This is a genomic window from Gottfriedia sp. NPDC056225, from assembly GCF_042267765.1.
Lineage (GTDB): Bacteria > Bacillota > Bacilli > Bacillales > Bacillaceae_G > Gottfriedia.
This window is the reverse complement of record NZ_JBHJTJ010000005.1, coordinates 143,193-165,498: the sequence shown is the minus strand read 5'-3', so window position 1 is coordinate 165,498 and position 22,306 is coordinate 143,193. Positions and strand designations below refer to the sequence as shown.

General features: G+C 32.7%; 21 protein-coding genes and 1 other annotated feature. Of the genes, 5 read left to right on the top strand and 16 right to left on the bottom strand.

The features are described from left to right. Positions 1-396 precede the first annotated feature (396 nt). From ccpA to ACFCYN_RS06195, 4 genes are all read right to left on the bottom strand, one after another. Complete coding sequence (ccpA, locus tag ACFCYN_RS06210; RefSeq protein ID WP_375948210.1) at positions 397-1,395, bottom strand: catabolite control protein A; 999 nt, start codon at positions 1,393-1,395, stop codon at positions 397-399. Positions 1,396-1,653: 258 nt separating this feature from the next. Beyond that, positions 1,654-2,724, bottom strand: coding sequence for a bifunctional 3-deoxy-7-phosphoheptulonate synthase/chorismate mutase (locus ACFCYN_RS06205; protein WP_375948209.1), 1,071 nt, complete (start codon positions 2,722-2,724; stop codon positions 1,654-1,656). 192 nt (positions 2,725-2,916) lie between these two features. Next, positions 2,917-3,753 (bottom strand): alpha/beta fold hydrolase, encoded by an 837-nt coding sequence (locus ACFCYN_RS06200; RefSeq protein WP_375948207.1) that lies wholly within the window; start codon positions 3,751-3,753, stop codon positions 2,917-2,919. A gap of 20 nt (positions 3,754-3,773) precedes the next feature. Then, on the bottom strand, positions 3,774-4,733 hold the full coding sequence (locus ACFCYN_RS06195; protein WP_375948205.1) for an acetamidase/formamidase family protein: 960 nt from the start codon (positions 4,731-4,733) through the stop codon (positions 3,774-3,776). A gap of 233 nt (positions 4,734-4,966) precedes the next feature. On the opposite strand from ACFCYN_RS06195, the gene ACFCYN_RS06190 reads away from it, so the two are divergent. Further along, on the top strand, positions 4,967-5,356 hold the full coding sequence (locus tag ACFCYN_RS06190) for a rhodanese-like domain-containing protein (protein ID WP_172447221.1): 390 nt from the start codon (positions 4,967-4,969) through the stop codon (positions 5,354-5,356). A 132-nt stretch (positions 5,357-5,488) separates the two neighbouring features. On the opposite strand, the gene ytxJ is transcribed toward ACFCYN_RS06190, so the two are convergent. Continuing rightward, entirely contained in the window at positions 5,489-5,818 is a 330-nt protein-coding gene (gene ytxJ / locus ACFCYN_RS06185; protein WP_172447220.1) for a bacillithiol system redox-active protein YtxJ, read from the bottom strand. Further along, entirely contained in the window at positions 5,784-6,281 is a 498-nt protein-coding gene (locus ACFCYN_RS06180) for a DUF948 domain-containing protein (RefSeq protein WP_375948204.1), read from the bottom strand. Before ACFCYN_RS06180 ends, ytxJ begins: the two co-directional genes overlap by 35 nt. A gap of 198 nt (positions 6,282-6,479) precedes the next feature. Here ACFCYN_RS06180 and ACFCYN_RS06175 point away from each other — a divergent pair, with 198 nt between their 5' ends. Beyond that, positions 6,480-7,595: an aminopeptidase gene (locus ACFCYN_RS06175; protein ID WP_172447218.1), complete on the top strand. Its 1,116-nt coding sequence runs from the start codon at positions 6,480-6,482 to the stop codon at positions 7,593-7,595. A gap of 121 nt (positions 7,596-7,716) precedes the next feature. On the opposite strand, the gene ACFCYN_RS06170 is transcribed toward ACFCYN_RS06175, so the two are convergent. From ACFCYN_RS06170 to ACFCYN_RS06150, 5 genes are all read right to left on the bottom strand, one after another. Further along, positions 7,717-9,063, bottom strand: coding sequence for a GntP family permease (locus ACFCYN_RS06170; RefSeq protein ID WP_172447217.1), 1,347 nt, complete (start codon positions 9,061-9,063; stop codon positions 7,717-7,719). Positions 9,064-9,082: 19 nt separating this feature from the next. Next, complete coding sequence (gene gntK / locus ACFCYN_RS06165; protein WP_375948201.1) at positions 9,083-10,627, bottom strand: gluconokinase; 1,545 nt, start codon at positions 10,625-10,627, stop codon at positions 9,083-9,085. Next, a complete protein-coding gene (locus tag ACFCYN_RS06160) occupies positions 10,627-11,349 on the bottom strand; it encodes a GntR family transcriptional regulator (RefSeq protein WP_172447215.1) in 723 nt (240 codons plus the stop codon). The genes gntK and ACFCYN_RS06160 overlap by 1 nt, the downstream gene beginning before the upstream one ends. Positions 11,350-11,734: 385 nt before the next feature. Beyond that, the gene (locus ACFCYN_RS06155) at positions 11,735-12,943 is read right to left on the bottom strand and encodes a dicarboxylate/amino acid:cation symporter (protein ID WP_375948198.1); all 1,209 of its coding nucleotides are present in this window, start codon (positions 12,941-12,943) and stop codon (positions 11,735-11,737) included. A 241-nt stretch (positions 12,944-13,184) separates the two neighbouring features. Next, on the bottom strand, positions 13,185-13,445 hold the full coding sequence (locus ACFCYN_RS06150) for a DUF1292 domain-containing protein (RefSeq protein WP_375948196.1): 261 nt from the start codon (positions 13,443-13,445) through the stop codon (positions 13,185-13,187). 315 nt (positions 13,446-13,760) lie between these two features. On the opposite strand from ACFCYN_RS06150, the gene ACFCYN_RS06145 reads away from it, so the two are divergent. Next, positions 13,761-14,054: a hypothetical protein gene (locus tag ACFCYN_RS06145; RefSeq protein ID WP_172447212.1), complete on the top strand. Its 294-nt coding sequence runs from the start codon at positions 13,761-13,763 to the stop codon at positions 14,052-14,054. A gap of 547 nt (positions 14,055-14,601) precedes the next feature. Here the strand turns inward: ACFCYN_RS06145 and ACFCYN_RS06140 are convergent. The 4 genes from ACFCYN_RS06140 to ACFCYN_RS06125 form a co-directional block, all read right to left on the bottom strand. Then, on the bottom strand, positions 14,602-15,927 hold the full coding sequence (locus tag ACFCYN_RS06140) for a Na+/H+ antiporter NhaC family protein (protein WP_375948194.1): 1,326 nt from the start codon (positions 15,925-15,927) through the stop codon (positions 14,602-14,604). A gap of 136 nt (positions 15,928-16,063) precedes the next feature. Continuing rightward, positions 16,064-16,738 (bottom strand): GNAT family N-acetyltransferase, encoded by a 675-nt coding sequence (locus ACFCYN_RS06135; RefSeq protein ID WP_375948192.1) that lies wholly within the window; start codon positions 16,736-16,738, stop codon positions 16,064-16,066. A 27-nt stretch (positions 16,739-16,765) separates the two neighbouring features. Continuing rightward, entirely contained in the window at positions 16,766-17,746 is a 981-nt protein-coding gene (locus ACFCYN_RS06130) for an HD domain-containing protein (protein ID WP_375948190.1), read from the bottom strand. A 19-nt stretch (positions 17,747-17,765) separates the two neighbouring features. Continuing rightward, positions 17,766-18,656 carry a PhzF family phenazine biosynthesis protein gene (locus tag ACFCYN_RS06125; protein WP_375948188.1) on the bottom strand — a complete coding sequence of 297 codons (891 nt, stop codon included), beginning with the start codon at positions 18,654-18,656 and terminating at the stop codon, positions 17,766-17,768. Positions 18,657-18,877: 221 nt separating this feature from the next. Here ACFCYN_RS06125 and ACFCYN_RS06120 point away from each other — a divergent pair, with 221 nt between their 5' ends. After that, positions 18,878-19,351, top strand: a complete 474-nt coding sequence (locus tag ACFCYN_RS06120) for a hypothetical protein (protein ID WP_375948186.1) — start codon at positions 18,878-18,880, stop codon at positions 19,349-19,351. Between the two features lie 274 nt (positions 19,352-19,625). Here ACFCYN_RS06120 and metG read toward each other — a convergent pair whose 3' ends face one another. Further along, on the bottom strand, positions 19,626-21,263 hold the full coding sequence (gene metG / locus ACFCYN_RS06115; RefSeq protein WP_375948184.1) for a methionine--tRNA ligase: 1,638 nt from the start codon (positions 21,261-21,263) through the stop codon (positions 19,626-19,628). A gap of 57 nt (positions 21,264-21,320) precedes the next feature. Next, positions 21,321-21,587, bottom strand: a binding site (T-box leader). A 209-nt stretch (positions 21,588-21,796) separates the two neighbouring features. Between metG and ACFCYN_RS06110 the strand changes: the two genes are divergently transcribed. Beyond that, positions 21,797-22,270 (top strand): pentapeptide repeat-containing protein, encoded by a 474-nt coding sequence (locus tag ACFCYN_RS06110; RefSeq protein ID WP_172447205.1) that lies wholly within the window; start codon positions 21,797-21,799, stop codon positions 22,268-22,270. Positions 22,271-22,306: the final 36 nt, after the last annotated feature.

Here is a 22,306-nt window from a genome sequence, read left to right as displayed (position 1 = left end):
TTTTGTTTTAAGAAGGATTTTTCTCCTTCATTACTAGATTTTAATTCAAATCTGGAGTGATTTTAGGTGGAATGAGAGCAAATTCGCTAGTTTTAATTTTATAAAGACCATCTTTTGGATAAAACCGTCTAGAAATGCCTTAACCGTATTCTTCTCCTTATTTACGATTCTGATCGTCATAATTGCAGTTTCTTCAATTTTATTTGCGATTCTCAGATTTTATTGCACACCTTTGTTAGATCGCAATTACTCTTCCTTTATTTCCAACCAACTTCAATTATTCCAAACTACTCTATCCTCATTAAAATAGCTCAAGCTAAATTCCCCCACCAAAATTAAGATTTCAATAAAAACAAAAAAAGCCCAGGACCATTTAATCCTAAGCTTTTCAATATTTTACTTTGTTGATTGGCGAATTTGAAGATGATGAGGAAGGATAACTGTATTGTCTTCCACCGTCTCTTTATTCATATACTTCGTCAATAATCTCATTGCAACTGCACCAATATCATACATTGGTTGTGCAACAGATGATAATTTTGGTCGAACCATTAGTGCAAGTCTTGTATTATCAAAACCGATTACCTCTAGGTTATTTGGAACTAGAATACCGTGGTCTTGAGCACTGTGGATTACACCAATTGCCATTTCATCAGATGCGACGAAAATTGCGCTTGGAATTATGTTACGTTCATGGAATGATTCAAATGCTTCACTTCCAGATTCATATGAGTTATCACCATACGTAACTAAATTCTCATCGAATTCAATTCCATTTTCTTGTAAGGCACGTTTGTATCCTTCTAACTTACTTTGTCCGATAATATTGGTTTCTGTTGGACCGTTTACGAATGCTACTTTTTGATGACCTTTTTTAATTAAATAATCTACTGCATCAAAAGCACCTTGTGCATAGTCAATATTTACTGATGGAATTTTACTCGATTCATCGAATGTAGTTGCTAATACGATTGGAACGCCAGCTTTTTCGTACTCTTCTTTATGAATATCGGTAATTGTACCACCAATAAATAAAATTCCGTCAACTTGCTTTGCTAACATATTATTGATTAATGTAATTTCTTTTTCTATATTCTCATCTGAGTTACTTAAAATAATATTGTATTTGTACATTGTTGCGATATCTTCAATACCTCGAGCAAGTTCTGCATAAAACGTATTTGAAATATCCGGAATAATTACTCCTACTGTTGTTGTTTTTTTACTTGCTAGCCCTCTTGCTACTGCATTTGGTCTATATCCTAAACGACTGATCGCTTCATTTACTTTTTTGCGTGTTGTAGGCTTAACATTTGGATTGCCATTAACTACTCGTGAAACTGTAGCCATGGAAACGTTTGCCTCACGTGCCACGTCATAAATGGTAACCGTCATTTTCATCACTCCTCTATTTTATTCTATCTATTATGTAGTTTGTTTTTATTTAAGTAAAATAGTCATAAAACGTAATATTCCACAAAAATAGTGCTTCATTCTATCTTATAGTGAAACGAATATTCGTTCAATAGACCTATTAGTAAAAAATGTAAATTATTCGTAGTTTATCACTATATACTGCTAATTTAAAACAAACGTTCACAAATTATTCAAAAAGCGCCGACTGATTTTGTTCAGCCAGCGCTTTTATGTTGATTATCGATTTATGAATGAATTAACTTCAGACATAAATTGGTCAAATTGATCAAAATTCATTTGCTGCGATGAGTCACTTAAAGCAGTAGCAGGATCAGGATGAACCTCTGCCATAATACCATCAGCACCAATCGCTAGTCCCGCTTTCGCTGCAGGTATTAGTAAGTCTCTTCTTCCAGTTGAATGAGTTACATCCACTAAAACTGGTAAATGTGTTTCTTGTTTTAAAATTGGAACAGCTGTTATATCTAATGTATTTCTAGTAGCTTTTTCATAAGTTCTTATGCCACGCTCGCATAGAATTATTTCTTGATTGCCTTCTGACATAATATACTCAGCCGCATAAATGAATTCTTCTATTGTCGCTGATAAACCTCTTTTTAATAAAATTGGTTTATTTACAGAACCTGCTGCTTTTAACAATTCAAAGTTCTGCATATTTCTTGCGCCGATTTGAATGATATCAACATAATCTAATGCCATTTCAATATGCTCTGGGCTTACTATTTCACTAATAATTGCTAAACTATGGTTTTGGCCAACCTCTTTTAAAATCTTCAGGCCCTCTTCTCCGAGTCCTTGGAAATCATAAGGAGAAGTTCGCGGTTTAAATGCTCCACCGCGCATAATTTTTATGCCTTGCTCTTTTAATACTTTAGCAACAGAATCAACTTGTTCATAGCTTTCAACTGCGCATGGACCTGCGATGATAATTGGACTTCCATCACCAATATTAACACCATTTACATTTACAATAGTGTTTTCTGATTTTCTTTTTCTTGAAACAAGTAGTACTTTTTTGTCATCTTCTTCTTGAAGCTCCAAACTACTTTTAAAAATTTCTTTAAATATGTGCTGGAGTGTTGCTGTACTAAAAGGACCCTCATTAATTTCTGCTATATGATCAAGCATTTTTCGTTCCCTAACTGGGTCATAGCGCTTAACGCCTTGATCTATTTTTGCAACTCCAATTTTCTTAGCAATTTCGCCTCTTTTATTTAATAACTCAAATATTTGATGATTAATCTCGTCGATTTCACTTCTTAATAGTTCTAAATCATTGTTATTCAATTTAAATCCTCCTTGCAAATACCAATATCTCATTTGTTATTATGACACTTTATTGAAAGCTAATCAAAACATGAGCATTATTTTGATAAAATGTTTTTTTAATGAATATTTTGTATTTTAATTGAGAATACTTGCAATCCAAATAAAAAAGGAAGAGTTATCTAGTTAACCCTTCCTAAAAGTATGTTCAAATTAATCCTTTATAATAATAGGTCCTTCTATGTTTAGCACTCTATCTAACCATTCATTGATCAATGAGTTAAATAAATTTTCTTGCTCAATTTGAAGATTATGACCAGCTTTATCTAAGACCACAAATGTTGCTCTAGGATAATTTTCTAGTATGTTCAATGCGTCTTTAAATCCAACAACTGAATCTTGTCGTCCTAATAAAAATAAACTAGGCGCATTTAACTTAAACTTATCGATTTCGTAAGAAAAACCGTAATGATTCTTTATTTTAGATAAGAATTCCTGATCCGCAATTGAACACCCACTCACAATCTCGTTTTTATAACGCTCCCAAGTTTTTTCATCTAAAACAACATTGTTTGAACGAAATTCCTCTACTTCATATTCATTTAATTGCTCTATAAAATTTTTATCTTCTACTATTATTTCATGACTAGGAAGCGACCTTTTTTCAAATTCTGGAATAATCATCGGACAAATAAATGCAGCACCTTCAATTCTTTCCGGTCTATTAGCAATAATTCCTCGCGCTAAATAGCCCCCGTAAGACTCTCCGGCTAATAAAAACGATTGACCCGGAATTATAGTGTCAATGAACTCTAATACAATGTTCAGCATATCATCTGTCGTATTAACGTTTACTCCGCCCTTTGTTTTTCCCATACCCGGAAGATTAAAGTAAATCCTTTTATAACCATTTCTTTTCGTAAAAATAGGTTCCATACAGCCTTCCATTAATCTTAAGTCTGGTGTAAACCCATGAATCATTACTATTGGTTTACCTTCTCCTTTAATTTCATAGTTAATGTCTATATTATTTATAGTACAAAAAGGCATTTTACTAACCTCCAATTTAACTATTCGTATTTTTTTATTGCAGTGATATTAATATTATGAGGTAATACGGCATGAACACCCTTCACATGATTTACAATTTGAGTAATTCTCAAATCAACACATACACTTGCTAATGCAACTGCCTCGGTCTTTTCGATTCCGTAAAGCTCTTGAATTAACATGGCCATCCCATTTAATGCTGTTACGGTTGCTTTATTTAAATCTTCATCAAATCCAAAAGTAATCCAACCTGCTGGTGTATTAGCGCGTGGCATCGTAATATTCAAATCTTCCCTAACTGTAAGAGTAAGATTTACTTTTTCAAAAGGTGCTTCGATTGCCTGGCCTGATACCTCTCCATCACCCTGTGCTGCGTGACCATCACCTGCGGAAAAAAGTGCTCCTTCTACAGCGATTGGTAAGTAAAGTGTACTTCCTTCTACCAACTCCTTGCAGTCAATATTTCCACCACAATATCTAGGTGGAATTGTTGAATGAACTCCAGTTTCAGAAGGTGCAGTGCCAAGAACACCTAAAAATGGAACTAATGGTACTGTAACTTCTAGGTCTTTAATTTTTGTCTTTGCTATATTGTTTTCATTATTAATTAACCAATTAAGTGTTACTTCGGGCACTCCAGAAATACCTAATGCATCGTTTTGCCAACTTCCTTTTCCACCGGCACAATTCCATCCGTACCAATCAGCTTTTAATTCATTTATTTTAATTTCAAGTGTCATCCCTGGCTTTGCACCTTCTACATAAAAAGGCCCAATCATAGGGTGACCCCAGTCTTTCTCATTCTCCCTTGACTCGAATCTTACTCTTTCACCATTTTGATTCGTAAACCCCCATCCGATATCAATAGTGTCAAACTCGATTGAATCAACAGAACGAATGATTTGTATAGGCTCATACTCGTTACTATAAGAAGCATGCAAAAGCTGATTAGATGATTTAAATTTATATGTTTCTGGCATCAATATTCCTTCTTTCAACTTTCTAATTAAATATGTAAAAATAATTTAACTATAACTATTTCTGCAAATAACTTAATTTCCCTTGTTTTGAATTACCTTTCTCTTTTCAATCTCATCTTTGCAATTCGTATAATCCGCTCCCTCAATTTGAATTACACATCCTTTTCATTGTATTGTATAGTTGAGATTTCCAATTTTAGGAATATCCAATTTATTATACTGGAGGAATAAAAATGGCAATTACTTTTAAACAAATGGTTTCAGAAGCACGTGAGAATGTACAAGGAATTAGTTCAGCTGATGCTCGTGAAAAAATTAATTCGAATCCAGAGACATTTGTCATTGATGTACAAGATGCTGCCGATGCAGGTGCATGTGGTTTAATTCCAAGTAGCATGAATATCTCACTTGGTATGTTACCAATCCGTGCGGACCTAGAGTTACCAGAACACTTACGCGAACCTAAATTAGCAGATCGAAATCGCCCAGTTCTTGTAACATGTGGTGCAGGAGGTCAAGCAGCATTAGGAGCATATTTACTTAAAAAAATGGGTTTCACTGATGTGGCTTATATCGATGGTGGAACTGCAGCGTGGAAAGCTGCTGGTTTTGATGTAGAGTAATTTCAAGTTATCCAATCGGTAAAAGTACTTGAGAATTTGTCTAAACTACATAGTAAGAAAGATTTATAATCTCTAGTTCTATTTATAAATAAAAACTGCACCTTAAATTAAAATTTAAGGTGCAGTTTTTTGTTATTTTTTTAATAATGCTTTTTCAATTTCATCCTTCTTAATCGAAAAATGAGATGTATTGTAAACTACTTTTCCATTTTCAAAAATAAATAATTGAGGTGACTCATGTTTTAAAGCAGTCTTCTCAGCTATATAATTTGATAGCTCTCTGTCATCTTGAACTTGTAAATAGTATAGTGGTACACTTTCATACGCTGAAGCAAATGCTAAAAATTCAGTATAAGCTGCATGACTAATCGGGCAAGTTGTACTATGCTTTAAAAACACAAATTTTTCTTCGTTGTTCACTAGCTCATCAAATTGTTGAATCGTTGATATTCGATTTACCATTTTTCTTTTTTCCCTCACGCTTCGTTTTATACTTTTCCCATAAATCCAATGCTGTTGTTCCCCAGTTCATAACTTGGGACATTTTTTCTGTACTAACTTTTACAGTATTTGATACATTATTGGCAGTATCTCGTACTCTTTCGTTCATTTCTGAAATTGTAACTCCAACTTCTTCAACTGACTTAGCTAATACATCAAGGGATTTTGCACGTTCACGCATATCTTTCGTAAGTTCATTAGAATTATTCACAAAAATTTTCGCTTTATTCGCTAAATGATTCGAAGTATGTACTAACTGAACGGCTTCTACACATACATTATGTAAATCTTTTTGTGTCTCAGCAATAGTTGATTCTACTCCTCTAAACACTTTTTCAAGTCGGAATAAAGTACGACTAATAAAAACAACTAAGATCACAAATGCAATCGCTGCAATTAATGCACTAACTGAAATTATACTCATTCGAAAAACCCCTTTCCATCATGGACTTCCATAAATTTCATCACTTATTTCGTATTATACTACAAATTTTACCAAACACTAAACTAGTCGATAAACAAGTTTTCAAATTCTTTTGTAAAAAAAGAATACTATAGTAAACAAAACTGACTAAATAGTTTACAATAGGTATATAGTTATAATTATTGGAGGGAATTTTCAATGAAAGATCCACGTATTTCAAAATTAGCTAAAAACTTAATCAATTACTCAGTAAAATTACAACCAGGAGAAAAAATCTTAATTGAAAACTTTAAGCTTGAAACTGAATTAGTTACAGCTTTAGTTAAAGAAGCATATGCTGCTGGCGGCTTTCCTTTCGTATCAATTAAAGATCATAAAGTAGATCGCGCATTATTAATGGGTGCTACTGAAGAGCACTTTAATAAAGTTGCAGAATACGAAGCAAATGTAATGAAGGATATGGATGCTTATATCGGATTACGTTCAGGTGTTAATATTAACGAACTTTCTGATGTGCCTAGTGAAAAAACTAAAATCCATGGTAAAACTGTAGGTCAAAAAGTACATAGAGAAATTCGAGTTCCAAAAACGAGATGGGTAGTACTACGTTTCCCAACTGATTCAATGGCTCAATCTGCAAAAATGAGCACTGAAGCGTTTGAAGATTTCTATTTCAACGTATGTAATTTAGATTACGGTAAAATGGACAAAGCAATGGATGCTCTAGTTGATTTAATGAACCGTACTGATAAAGTACAACTTAAAGGTCCTGGAACTGACCTTACATTCTCAATCAAAGATATCCCAGCTATTAAATGTGCTGGTGAAATGAATATTCCTGATGGTGAAGTATTTACAGCACCAGTTCGTGATTCAGTAAATGGTACACTTTCTTATAACACGCCATCTCCTCAAAATGGTTTTACATTTGAAAATGTTCAACTTAAATTCAAAGATGGTAAAATTGTTGAAGCAACAGCTAATGATACTGAGCGTATCAACAAAATCTTTGATACAGATGAAGGTGCACGTTTTATCGGTGAATTCGCAATTGGTGTAAACCCATACATCTTACACCCAATGGGAGACATTTTATTCGATGAAAAAATCGATGGAAGTTTCCACTTTACGCCAGGTCAAGCTTATGATGAAGCATACAATGGCAACAACTCAAATATCCACTGGGATATGGTTTGTATCCAACGTCCTGAATACGGCGGAGGAGAAATTTATTTCGACGACGTATTAATCCGTAAAGACGGTCTATTCGTAATCGATGAATTAAAAGGATTAAACCCTGAAAATTTAAAATAAGAATTAGCGGCGATCTTAAAAAGCCTCTTAATATGCAGAAAATCCACAAGGTTATTTACGTCCTTGTGGATTTTTGTATTTTTATTTGAATCAAATTCCTTCTAACTTATCGAAATATACACTAGACGAATAAACTTAGTAATAAAGTAAAGCCTAATCCGCATACCGAAATGATTGTTTCTAATAATGTCCACGTTGCGAACGTTTCTTTCATACTTAATCCGAAATATTCTTTAAACATCCAGAAACCTGCATCGTTAACATGTGATGCAATTAAGCTACCTGCTCCTGTAGCAAGTACAACTAACGCAAGATTTACATCAGTTGTTCCTAACATTGGAATCACTAATCCAGAAGTAGTTAATGCCGCAACAGTTGCCGATCCTAATGAAATTCGTAAAATTGCTGCAATAAGCCAAGCTAGGATAATTGGTGACAAAGATGTTCCTTTAAATAATTCAGCTACATAGTCACCTACGCCACCACTAATTAGAACTTGTTTGAAGGCACCGCCACCTCCAATAATTAAAAGCATCATACCAATATGTGAAATTGCTGTAGAACAAGAATCCATCACTTCTTTAATTGGTATTTTCCTTGCCAATCCCATTGTATAAATTGCCACTAATAATGAAATCACCATTGCAGGAGATGCATTACCAATAAAGCGAATAATTGCTAGTGCTTTATTATCTTCAAATCCAATTGTTTTTTGAAGTAAAGTAATAATTGTAGCAATTGACATTAAAATTACTGGAAGCATTGCAGTAAATACACTAATTCCGAATCCTGGAGTATCTTCAAGTTTAAAGACTTTTTGTTCACCTAAAGAAGCAATATTCCCTGTTTTCTCAAATGATGCTGGAACCAATTTTTTAGCAATTTTTGTGAATAAAGGACCAGCGATAAAAACAGTTGGAATCGAAATGATTATTCCGTAAAGTAATACTTCACCAATATTTGCTTTATATTCTCCAGCAATTACAGTCGGACCCGGGTGTGGAGGTAAAAAACCGTGCGTAACAGATAGAGCTGCAGCCATCGGTATTCCAAGATACAAAATAGAAACTTTTAATTGTTTTGAAATTGCAAATACGATTGGAATTAATAGTACTAACCCTACTTCGAAAAATAAAGCGATACCAATTATGAATGAAGCAGCAACTACTGCCCACTGAATATTTTTTTCACCAAATTTATCTACAAGAGTCATTGCAATACGTTGGGCTCCCCCAGAATCTGCAATCAACTTACCAAGCATCGCTCCTAGTCCGAAGATTAATGCTAAATGTCCAAGTGTTCCACCTAATCCAGTTTCAATTGTCGTAACAACATCATCTAACTTCATCCCAAGGGCTAGAGCTACGCCAAATGAAACAATGATTAATGAAACAAATGTATTTAATCTTAAACCCATGATTAAGATCAGTAATGCTACAATTCCTATCCCTACTATAACTAGTGGCATTGTTATTCCCCCAATTACTCTAATTTTTTTTATTAATTAATCCTCTTTGATAATTAGCAATTTTGCTATAATCTTTTTCTAACACTCTCGATAAACTAATGAAAATTGGCAATAACTCTCTATATTCTTTCACTGCATCTTCATTAGGTGTGTGTCTGTGGGTATTACCAACCATCTCAGAAACGATTTCAAATGATTCAATCTTGCCTGTTGCATATAGACCTAAAATACAAGCTCCTAGACATGAACTTTCATAGCTTTCTGGTACTAGCACTTCTAAGTCAAAAATATCGGACATCATTTGACGCCATTCATTGGACCTTGCGAATCCACCAGTTGCTTGGATTTTTGACACTGGTCCATCCATGCATTCAATTAAAGCTAAAAATACTGTGTATAAATTGTATATAACACCTTCAAGTGCCGCTCGAATCATGTGTTCCTTCTTATGTGCCATCGTTAATCCGAAGAAAGAGCCTCGAACGTCAGGATTCCATAATGGTGCACGTTCACCCGCTAAGTATGGATGGAATAACAAACCATCAGCTCCTGGCCTTACACCCTCAGCAATTTTTGTTAATACTTCATATGGATCAATGCCTAGTCTTTTCGCTGTTTCAACCTCTGAAGCCGCAAACTCATCACGAATCCAGCGTAAAACCATTCCACCATTGTTAACTGGTCCACCAATTACCCAATGTTTTTCCGTTAATGCGTAGCAAAATATTCGACCTTTTTCATCAGTTTGTGGACGATCAATAATCGTTCGAATCGCTCCACTCGTCCCAATTGTGACTGCAATTTCTCCTTTTCGAATCGCATTCACACCAAGATTCGAAAGAACTCCATCACTTGCCCCAATTACAAATGGTGTTTGTGGATCAATCCCCATTTGTTTAGCTAGATTAGGATTACAGTTTGTAAAGATCTCTGTAGTAGGTACTAGTCTAGATAATTGGTCAGGTGTGATTCCTGCGATTTGTAACGCTTCATCATCCCAATCCAGTGTTTTAAGATTCATCATTCCCATAGCTGAGGCAAGAGAATGATCTACAACATATTGGTCAAAGAATTTTTTAAATATATATTCTTTAATCCCAATATATTTTTTCGCTTTGTTAGCAATCTCTGGTCGATCATTTACAATCCACGTAATCTTGCTTAAAGGGGACATCGGATGAATTGGAGTTCCTGTTCGTTTATAAACTTCTAAACCATTTAATTCTTCATTAATTTTCCGTGTCCAAGACTCACTTCGATTATCAGCCCATGTAATACAAGCCGTTAATGGTTGATCATTTTCATCCATAGCTATTAAGCTATGCATTGCACTACTAAAAGATATAAATAAAATCTCTTTTTGAGGCTGTTGCTTCACTATTCTCGTAATCCCCTGCACGACAGCGGAAAAGATTTCTTCCGGGTCTTGTTCTGCTGTTGAAATATCAGGTGTGTAGAGTGGGTATCCTATATTCTCTTGCTGTATAACTTCGCCAGTTTCACTAAATAAAACGGCTTTTGTGCTTGTGGTACCAATATCTAAACCTAACATATAGTTTGTCATTATTCTTGTACTCCTTTTGAAAACATTTGTTGAGATTTCCAAAGATCCTCTACTTTTCCTTGAACATCATCAAAGTTTTGATGTAAGGATTGGATCATAAGATCTCTATTCTTTGTATCAATCGCATCAATATATAGCTGATGATTTTCAACGATTCGTGGAAAGTCTTCGTACTGTTCCTGGAAACGTACTCTCATTGATAATAGAATAAACGCTTCCATTACCGGTTTTGCATTATTCCAGATCATCATGATATATGAATGATTAATTGCTCGAATGATTGTTTCATGGAATATAACATCTTGAAGTGAAAACTCATCAGCATCTTGAAATTTAATGGCGATTTTCATCATTTCAAGAATTTTCCTCAGTTCCTTAACCAATTCTTTCGTATCTAATTTTACTAACCGTTCAAATACAAACGTTTCAATAAGTAAACGGACATCATAAATTTCTTCTATTTCTTTTTCAGTTAATCCAACAACAACTGCACCCATTCTTTCTAATCGAATCAAGTTTTCAGTTGCTAGTGTTTTTAAAGCTTCTCTAATTGGAGAACGGCTCACATTAAAATCAGCAGCCAATTTATTTTCCGATAACTTGGTACCGCTTTCAATCAGTCCAGAAATTATCTGCATTCTTAATTCATACGTTACACGATCACCAGCTGAAGCTTTTGATAGCCATTTTGCAGGATATAAACTTTGCTCTAAATCTTTCATTTTTTTACCCTCATTCTATACTAGTGTACTTGTATACAAGTATTATATTTTTTTTGAAATAAAAATGCAAGCGCTTTATATTATCTTGAAACTTGTTAAAACCATTTTTACCAAAATTTAGTAAAAATCTAATAAATTATTTTGGAAAAGCAAACTGTATTTAAAAGGTCACTTGCACTAATTTTTATCTTATCCAAAATAGGAATTTTGTTTTGTGAAACGAAAAAAAGCAACTCCCTATATTCAGTGAGTTGCCAAAAATAAGTTGTACCTTCTACTTCCCTTACATCCTTTGTAAATAAAGGTACACCCGTTGTTTTTCTAACCTGATAAAAAGAAAAAAAGATAATAAGGACATTAACCTTACTATCTTTTCATTGAAACATTATGCGGCTTTTTTGCCGTTAGTTAATCTCTCAATTAACATACTAACAGATAAATCACCTGTTGCATTTAACATAGTTGCAGGTGGATCAATTAGCGCACTTATTGCGGCAAGAATTGGTAAAGATTCGATTGGCAATCCAAATAATGAAAGAATTAACATTTCTCCAATCATTCCACCATTCGGGATTGCTCCCATTACCATACCAACTAATAATGCAATACCGATCGTTACAAGATAAATATTTAAGCCTGAAAAATTCATACCAAATACGCCAAAGGCAAAGGCAATTTTTACTACGCCACCCATAACTGAGCCATCTTTGTGAAGTGCACTAGCTATAGGAATGACAGCTTCACTTACATTTTTAGATACACCCATTTTTTCAGCATTTTCAAAATTTGTTGGAATCGTTGCTGCACTACTACAAGTTCCTAACGACGTAAATGTTGATGGCCATACATTTTTCCAATAAATTTTAAATCCTTTACTACCACCGGCCATATAAGCAACAATACTATAAAAAATAAAAAAGAATAGAATAGCAGTTACATAATATAAAATAAATACTCGTTTATATGAACCTAGTAATTGCTCACCATATGTTGGAACAAGATATGCAAAATATGATCCAAGTCCTAAAGGTGCAAGATACATAATGTAGTTAACCATATTCATGATCACTGTATTACCGCTTGATAATAATTTCTTTACAATATCAGCTTTATCGCCAGCTTTATTTGTAGCTAGTCCAACTAATACAGCAAATACGATAATTGCTAACATATTACTTCTTGAAAATAAACCAGAGAAATCATTAACTGTAAATGTATTTACAATTTGCTCTGCTACAGATACTTTTTCAGTTGAATCTGGCTTAACTAATGGAATATGAACACCATGTGCAGGTGGATAAATTTTCAATACTACCAGCATGATGATCGCAGCAACAATACCAGTAAATAAAAATACCCCTGACATATTACGAATAATCTTACCGAATCTTTCTCCTCCACCATTTGCAAAACTTGATGCAACTGAGAAAAATACAAGCGGTACAACGACTACGAATAGTAAGTTTAAAAAGAAATCGCCAATTGGTTTAAGGGCAACTCCTGCGCTTGGAAATTTATAACCGATGACTGAACCAATGATGATACAACTTAGTAAAATCAAAGGGAAAGCGTAATTTTTAAATGAAAATCTCATAACTTCCTCCTAAAATAATTGCTATAGCCTAGTATACCGAAAAATTGATAGTTTGTACTCCATAATTTTAATAAATCCTACAAATTATTACATAAACATACAAAAAAAGAACACTTAGTATGATTCTACAAGTGTTCTTTTTTATAGGGTTTAGGAATTTTAGCGTATTATTCCAAACGAAAAGCAATACAAAATTCACATTCATGTGAATTTAAGTAATTGCCCCCTAATCATGCCCTTATTATCTTAAAACTTCATCAAAAGCAGCAGAAACTTTTTCAAACTCTTCTTCTGTTTCAATGTCATAAAACTCTCCGTCTTCTGCAACTCTTAAAAAGTAAACGTCCATTGCCTCTTCACTTGCTTGTTCAACATCCTCTAATAATCCTACAGCTATGTATTCTGATTCCTCAATCGTAATTGAACCTAATACTTCGTAATCTTGCTCGTCTCCTTCTTCATAACTAAGTGTTAGAATTTGACCAACTTCAACTTTTTCCATAATATCTTTACCTCTCTTATTTCAAATTCATTTTGCATAAAGGAAATCTTTATGTGTCATAAGTGTATCAGAATGACGCATAACGTTAAACTTTAAATACACTTAAAGCTTTTCTAAATCCTCTCACTTTTAAACCAAGTAATTTTCTTTTACATCATTTCATTGAAAAAAACAAAAAAATTTAAGAATATTTTTACCAAAACAGTAATATGATTTAGAACAAGCTAATGTGATGTTTCTTTAAATTTTATTAAGTTGGACAAGCTCTATGTCTTCAAATAATAGATATTTTCTATATTTAGGGAGGATAACTGAATGTCAAAATTAATAATGATTCAAGAACAAAAAACAACTAAAAAAAATAATGTGAAATTGAAATCATTCTTTCAACTTTTTACGAAAAACAAATTAATTGATGAAACACCTTCTCAACTTTTACATAATGAATTACGAAGCTTACAAAGACTATTAGAACTGAAAGAAACTAATTTTATTTATGCCGAAACCGAATACATTGATGTCGCAATTATGGAATTAGAGGCTATTCGTACAAAATATAGCATTACTGTTAGACAATTAAAGGAATTAAATGCGACTAATGCAATATAAAAAAAGAGGCCGTCCTACTAGTCAGCATAACTGACAAATAGGCGGCTTTTTTTAGATCAAGAAGCAATTTTAGATGTATGTATAAGTGTCATCAATTTAAATTAGGGGTATATTAGTGGTATTTTTCAATTCGCGTTGAAGTTACGGTCACCATTTATAGAGATTTAGTAGATTGCCTCACTTTTTTAGTTGGTATAGAAAGAAATAGAGTAAATATATTAAATTCCTATATTTGTGCAGATGCTTTTGAATAATTATTTCGGCTAAATACCATAACCGGTATAGGTATTATCCCATCTAATTTCGTATTCTAGGTAATTTAATTGCAGTTTTACCAATTTTATTTGCAGACTCTCTATTTTTATTTGCAGTTCGGCCATTATTTGCAGTTTCTGACTGCTTATTTGCACGTTTTACAATCTTAATTGCACATCCATCCCCCTTATTTGCACTCCAACTTTTTTATAAACGTCTCTTCTTTCAATTACACTCTATAAAAAAAAATGAGGATGCCCAAAATTGGGACATCCTATTTTTAATCTTTTTATCAAGAACTAGCTTCATACTTAGTTTCATATGTCTTTACTTTTTTAAATAAATTGGTGAAGATCGTTAGACATGGTAAGAGCCATAAAAAGATTGCATATGGTAAATACTGATGTAATTTCATATTAATGACAGTACCGCTCATGATCGCAAGAACATTCCAAGGAATCATCGCTGGAAATAATAGAGTCGTGTCTGCCATTAGCCGTGCCAATTCTTCTTTATTATATTTATTTGACCAATGGACTAAAAAAGATCGACCCGTTAATATAATTGGCATCGTTTGGTTTCCTGCAATGACACATATGACGGCTGTTGCGCCAATCGTTTTCAGTGAATCAGATATCATTGAAGTTGAGGTTTGAAGCCATTTATCTAGCATCGGCTGAATAATATTGAGTTCCTCCAATAAAGCATTATAAACCCCTGCTATGGCAATAAATAGTAATAAACTATACATATGACTTAGTCCTCCACCAAGCCCTTCGATCCCTTGCCAAAAAGAATTTACAATTTTACTAAACGAAATTCCATTAAATAATGCTATTAAACTACCTGATAATATACTAATCACGTAAGAATAAATAATATTAATTCTAAATAAAACGAGTACAACTAATAATACTGGTGGTATAAATTGTATGAACGATACATTCTTATTGCTCACGATTGCATGATGAGCTTCTGTAATGTCTTTAGCAAATTGTAAATCCATTATGCTAAAAAATAGGATTGTGACAATCACGGCAGTAATTGATGTAAAGAGCATAGCTTTACCTTGTTTTTTTACAGTCGTTTCAAGAATATTAGCTAAAAGTTGATGTGCACTTGAAAATGGTGAAGTTCGATCACCTACAAATGCCCCTGAAATAACCGCCCCTGCAGAAATTTCAACTGGAATATGTAGTAATATCGCACTACTAATAAGTGGCACCCCTAAAGCACTTAATGTTCCAATCGATGATCCTAAAATCATTGAAAAAATCATCGTCGTTAGAAAACAAAACACAAAAAAATGATGTGGATTAATTGCTTGCAATGTAATAGAAACCATTGAAGTAATCGTCCCTGATAAATACCAAGAAGGAAGCAAAAAACTAATTAAGAATAAAATAAAAAGTACTATTTTAACTTTACCGACTCCTTGATAGCTTAACCTCATTATACGTCTAACTTTATATCCCCTTTTTAAACTTAAAATGAGTAAAAAAATTAGCCCAGGTAAAATTCCAAATACTAGAGAAATATGTAATACAACGGAACTAATAATTCCAGCTAAAGTTACTAATATTAAAAAACTTGCCTGTTTAACCGAATATTGATCCATTCTTATCCTTCTTTCAAATAAATTTAATACGCACTGTTTACATATGATTTATTAATTATATAAGCATTCGAATAATAATACACTAAAAAGCACTACTTCATTTTTAAAAGTAATGCTTCAAAACTTATTAAACTATTTAACTAAAATGAATATCCGTTCCATAATGTACTAATTTTAATTTTCTTGCGACTGCTTGTGATGCGTAATTATCCCACGATGTACTATATAATGCTGTTCGTCCCTGACTTTGAATGTCCGCAGCCCATGCTTTTGAAACGATTACCCCATATTCTTTTCCACGAAAATCCGCAAGTGTATATACACTTGCCTCGGAAGCTTCGCCAGTTTGCCTTGCACTGCAACAAATTGAAACGGCAATATTATTCTCAATAATGGCATAACAAGGTTCCTTTAATTCTAACTCTTCATATGTATAAGGGAAGTTTGGAAGTAAACATTGTTTATTTGAATTGTTAATTTTTACTGCCTTTGGTGATACTGCACTAACTCGTTCAAATACATATGCTGGCCCAATCCATAGATCGTCTATCTGATTATTTTTACTTAAAATTTGTAGGATATTTACGAAAGGTATACTTGAATTTTCATTTAAGACATTCTCCAATATACTTAGGTCCTCTTTGTTTAGACTATCTAAATACTTGATCACATTTCCTTCCCTTGTACTTCCTATATAAAATCTTGGCGCTATGTCATATGGTGGTTCATTAATATGTGTTATTTTACCTTTTTCATTGTGTTTAAATAATACTTTACTATGCATTTCCATAAGATGTAGCTCAGATTTCAATAGAATTCCCCCTAATTTATCAATTAGTTACTTTATCTGTTTAACTTTTACGAAAGTACCCTTTGCCGATTTTTCAATGGCTTTTCTATTCATTTTTGCAATTTTAATAGATAAAAGAGAGGATTGTTGGACAGTTTTCCCGTCTAGCGAAACAGATAGATCAATTATCCTTTTTTTCCCTTTTCTATGAACGTCATAATCTTGTTCATTCTCTTCAAGCTCAACTTTTGCATTTAAACGATTAATTAACGCTAAAATTTCACGATCATTGCTCCCTTGAATTAATTTTATAAACTGCATATCGTCTAATAATAAATCATCCAAACTAATAACCGCTTTATTTAATGCAAGTTTTATAATCTTTGCAAGTGAATCGTAAGAATAGATACTGATTGGACCTAAAAAATAATCGATAGCGAGCTTATAGTAAATTTCTGTAAACCACTCTGCCATTTCAATCGAGTTTACACAGATTTCTCCATTTACAATAATTAAAGAATTTAAAAATGCTTCTATTTCATTTTTAGGTGTTCCGAAATAATGATACATATCTCTTAGTGTGTAATCTATTCGATCTGCACATAGCTTTGGTAGCTCTTTTTCAAGTAGTTCCCATCTGTCTATGTCAAAAATCACTTGAATATCAATAGCATATTTTTGAAGTATGGAAGGGATTTCAGAGTTTAAAATGACTTTTTCAAAAATTGTTTCATGATAATTTTCTTCATTTATATCGAAAACAAAATCAATAACATGAGAAAATGCCGTATGGGATACGTCATGTAATAAACCAGCTATTTGTTCCTCTACAGAACCTCCTAGCCTCTTTATTAGCAGCATCACCCCGATTGAATGATCGTAACGAGTACCATTAAAACGATTATCCACTAAATAAGTAGCGCCAGCTTGATGTATATTCTTTAATCGTTGAATAGGTTTCGTATTTATTAATTCCACAAGTACTTGATCTATTTTGTATTGCCCATAAAATTCATCATTTAATAACATTCTATTCTCCCTTTCTTGGTTATATTTGAAATTGCATCTCTTTCACGTAAACAGCATCTCCAGTAATTTCTACTTCATAATTCGAATTAACTTTTTTAACTTTTACTTTTACACGTCCGTCTTTCTCGATTTCTGTACCTTGTTCAACAACTAATTCAATTTCATCATTTACACCTTTATTAATATATTTAGCATAATACGCTCCCATAATGCCAGAGGCAGTTCCTGTAACTGGATCTTCCATTGTACCTGAAAATCCCGAAGAAAAATGACGTGCATGGAAATCTGCATTTGAATCATATGTTTCTAAACAAAAAGGATGTACAGACGCTTTCGGAATTTCACTTAATATACTAGGAAATAATCGATTATTAGGCTTCATTTTATCAAACGAAGACAATTTTTTAATTGGTAAAAGTAGGTTCCAAGCACCAGTGCTTCCATATAAAACTGGTAAGCTTAAATCAATTTCCTCTACACTAATACCGATTGAAGATGCTAACTCATCTAAAGATCCATTGAATTCTTCAAACTCTGGAGCTTTTTGTTGCATTGTAATAGAAATTTCACTATTAGACTGACAAATCGTAATTGGTAAAATTCCAGCTCTTGTTTCAATTGTTAATGCATTTTTAAATTCAATTATTCCTTTTGTAACTAACGCATATATTACAGCCATTGTTCCGTGCCCACATAAATCCATTTCATGGCCCGGTGTAAAATAACGTATTTTAAAATCAGCAACATCGGATTTTAAGAGAAAAGAAGTTTCATTAAATCCTACTTGTTTTGCAATATCTTGCATTTCGCTCTCCGTCAGAAAATCTCCATCTAAAACAACCCCAGCTGGATTTCCTTTATTAGGTATTTTACTAAAGGCATCATAGTGATATACAGTAATGTTTTTCATTTTTCCACCTCAATTAATTACTATTATTCATTAATTATATATTTTCTGACATCAATCGAAAAATAGAAAGTCCTTGTAAAGAAATATTAGTTGCATGTATGACCTTCGTTTAGTTCAACAAAATTACAATTTCGTAAATCTATGATTATAAATTTTCCCAATATTTTTAATGTTAATATTTTGATAAAATGTAATTAATCTTACAACTTTTGGAGGAATATATGTCATTATTCATTACAGCTTTCGGTATAAAGTTTCTAGTATGTATTTTGTTTACGCTAATCTGCTTCTTAATTGCATGGCCTGTAGGATTGTATTTTAAATACAAAGATGCACAAAAAATGAAAGAAGTATTACGCGATCAGCCACTTAATAGACGGAAATACTGGTTAAAGCAATTTTTAAAGTTAAGTTTATCGATTTTGGCTTTTTATGTTATCTCTTTTATCATTGCAATTTATTTTAAAATGTCTTTCTCATCAACAGCACCATTTGTTGGACTTTTCTCTCTATTAATCATGCTGTATATTAAATTCGCCCCACGCACAACTGGTGAAGCGACACCTGATGTTGACGGTTGGTATAAAACATCTATTATCATCGACCCTGATGAATATTTTACTTCAACAGGTGCAACAATTATTTTTGGATCATTTATTTTTACTGCTTTTGAATTTATAAATGTTCTTTATTAAAAACTTTAAATGATTAATCTGAAAGAAGAGCATTGCTGCTCTTCTTTTTTAGATTGGTGAAAAATGAGTTTGAAATTAAAGTCCAACATTTCATAGTTAAGAAAAGTGGTTATGGTGGAATTAAATTAAGGCCTGATATGAGTGTGTAATTTTCATATTCACGCATTTTGCGATTGAATGAACCCTTCATAAGTATCTTCAATTTATTTTTAAAAATAAACTAGGTTTGATTTCAACACTCTGGAAAGAAGAGCATTACGGCTCTTCTTTTCCTTCATATAGTAGATTCATTTATTAATCGCTCTAGTTCTTCATCTATTCTGCTAATATCAATTCTTTCAAATAGAGGTTTCACATCGTTTAATTTTACTAAATTAGAAGATATTTCATTCCATTCAAAGCTTGGTATATTTAACATTTCTTTTATTTCATTACTAGAAAACGGTAGAAATGGATGTAAAATTTGCGCTAAATTGGAAATTGCATAAATACAACTTGCCATTGTATTATGACACTCTACGGGACTCTCTTTGACTTGCTTCCAAGGCTGAGCTTCATCAAAGTATTTGTTTGCAGATCGGATAAACTCAAAAATTTCCTCTAATGCTTTTTTGAAATTAGTCGCTTCAATATGTGAGCCTACAATCTTGTAAAGTCTTGTAATCCCTAAACGAATTGTTTTGTCTATTTCTCCCTCTAGGACCTCTCCATTATAGTATTTTTCAATGAACTTTAATGTGCGGTTTATAAAATTACCGTATGCTCCAAGCAATTCACTATTATGACTGTATATAAATTCCCTCCAAGAAAAATCAGTGTCACGATTTTCCGGTGCATTCATTGTTAAAAAATAACGGATTGAATCTGGGTGATATTTTTTGATTATATCCGGGACCCACACTGCCCAGTTTTTACTAGTAGATAATTTTTTCTTCTCAAGTGTTAAATATTCATTAGAAACGATATGGGTTGGAAGCGCCTCTTTCTTAAGACCAATTAAAATTGATGGCCAAATGATTGTATGGAATGGAATATTGTCTTTTCCGTGAATATAATAAGATCTTGTTTCTTTATTCCAAAAGTTTGCATCATCTTTATTGGTTATACTTGCCCATTGTTTACTTGCTGAATAATATCCAGACACTGCTTCGATCCATACATAAATTTTCTTCTGTTCATATCCTTTAACTGGTACGCTTACTCCGTTTGGTAAATCTCTCGAAACGGCTCGGTCATGGAGTCCTTCGTTTAAATAACGCTCAGTTAATTGGATCGCATTTGAACGCCAGTTTCCGTTTTCTTTAGAAAAATTATAATATTCCTTTAGTTCATCTTGTAATTTGCTTAATGAAAAATAAAAATGCTCTGTCTTTTTAACAGATGGAGGATTACCACATAGTTTACAAGTTTTATTTAATAAATCTAAAGGATCTAAAATCGCAGAACAAAAATCACACTGATCTCCACGAGCATGCTGACCACAATTTGGACATGTTCCTTCAACATATCGGTCTGGGAGAAACTGTTGATATTCTTCACAATAGCATTGTTCAATCTCCTTTTTATAAATTAATCCATTTTGCAATAAATTTAGAAAAATGTCTTGAACGGTTTTATGATGATGTTCTGCGTCCGTTCTTGTATAACAATCATAGGTAAATCCCAATGCTCTAAAATTATTTTCGAATTCATTGTGGTAACGATCTGCAATTTCTTTATAAGTCACTTTTTCTTGTTTTGCTTTAATTGCAATTGGTGTTCCATTACAATCACTTCCTGAAACATACAACACATTCGCCTTTTTTAATCGATAATATCGAGCTAGAATATCACCGGGCAATAAAGCAGCAATATGACCTAAATGCAAGGAACCATTTGCATAAGGCCAAGCTCCACCAATAAAAATATCCATATATAATTCCTCCTAATGTTTATAAAATACAAAAAAACCTCGCCCCTATCTTTAACAGATAAGGACGAGGTTTAAAATCCACGTGGTACCACCTTAGTTCACAACGTATTTGCATACAATTGTCTTTACAAGTACGAGCATGGTTGCTGATACTGTGACTTTGATAACAAGTGCCAACTCTTGTCGCAGCCTACTAATAATTAGTTTACGTTCAGTACGAAGCTCCGAGGCCATTTTTCAAATGAGTATTCATGCTTCTTTTCAGCTACCAAAGCTCTCTGTAAAAAATAACTCCATTCTACTTTTCCTCTTCATTGCCTATATTTAGATGTTAAAAAGATTTTATATAAATGATATTGGAAAGTCAAACTATTTATGAAGAATGTTAAGTTTCTATCTATATCATATTTGATGCAGATTAAAAGTTGATTCATTTACTAAGTTTTTTGTCGAAACAATCATTATTATGTGTGAAGGGATTTTAAAATGAAAGTTAAATATATTCAATAATCAATGTTTTAGGAGGAGAAATCATGTCTAACTGGAAGACTGCATTATTTGAATTACAAAAAACAGATATGTCATTTTCGACGTTTAAAGAGGTAAAAGCTGAGCACTTAGATTTCAATAATGTAAGCTTGGCTAATTCAAAATTTACAAATGCCAATATGAGAAATTTAGAATTGAATGATGTGAATTTATTTGGTACCCAAATAACTGATGTCAATTTATCTAATTCGAAAATACAAAATGGTAATTTAAGAGATTTAGTCATTGATCACGTTCATTTGGCTGGCACAAGCTTTCGTAACATTGTTGTTCCTGAAGATCTTAATCATGATAATCAATCAAATTCTATTAAATTTGAAAAATGCAATCTAACAAATACCCAGTTTACAGACTGTGATTTGAGTAATATCGAAATTAGTAATTGTAATCTGACGGGGATGAAAGTAAATGGAATCTTAATTGAAGATTTACTAAATAGTTTTAGCGAAAGAAAATAATTTTTTCTATATTAAAAGAGGCTATCTCAAAAGTTC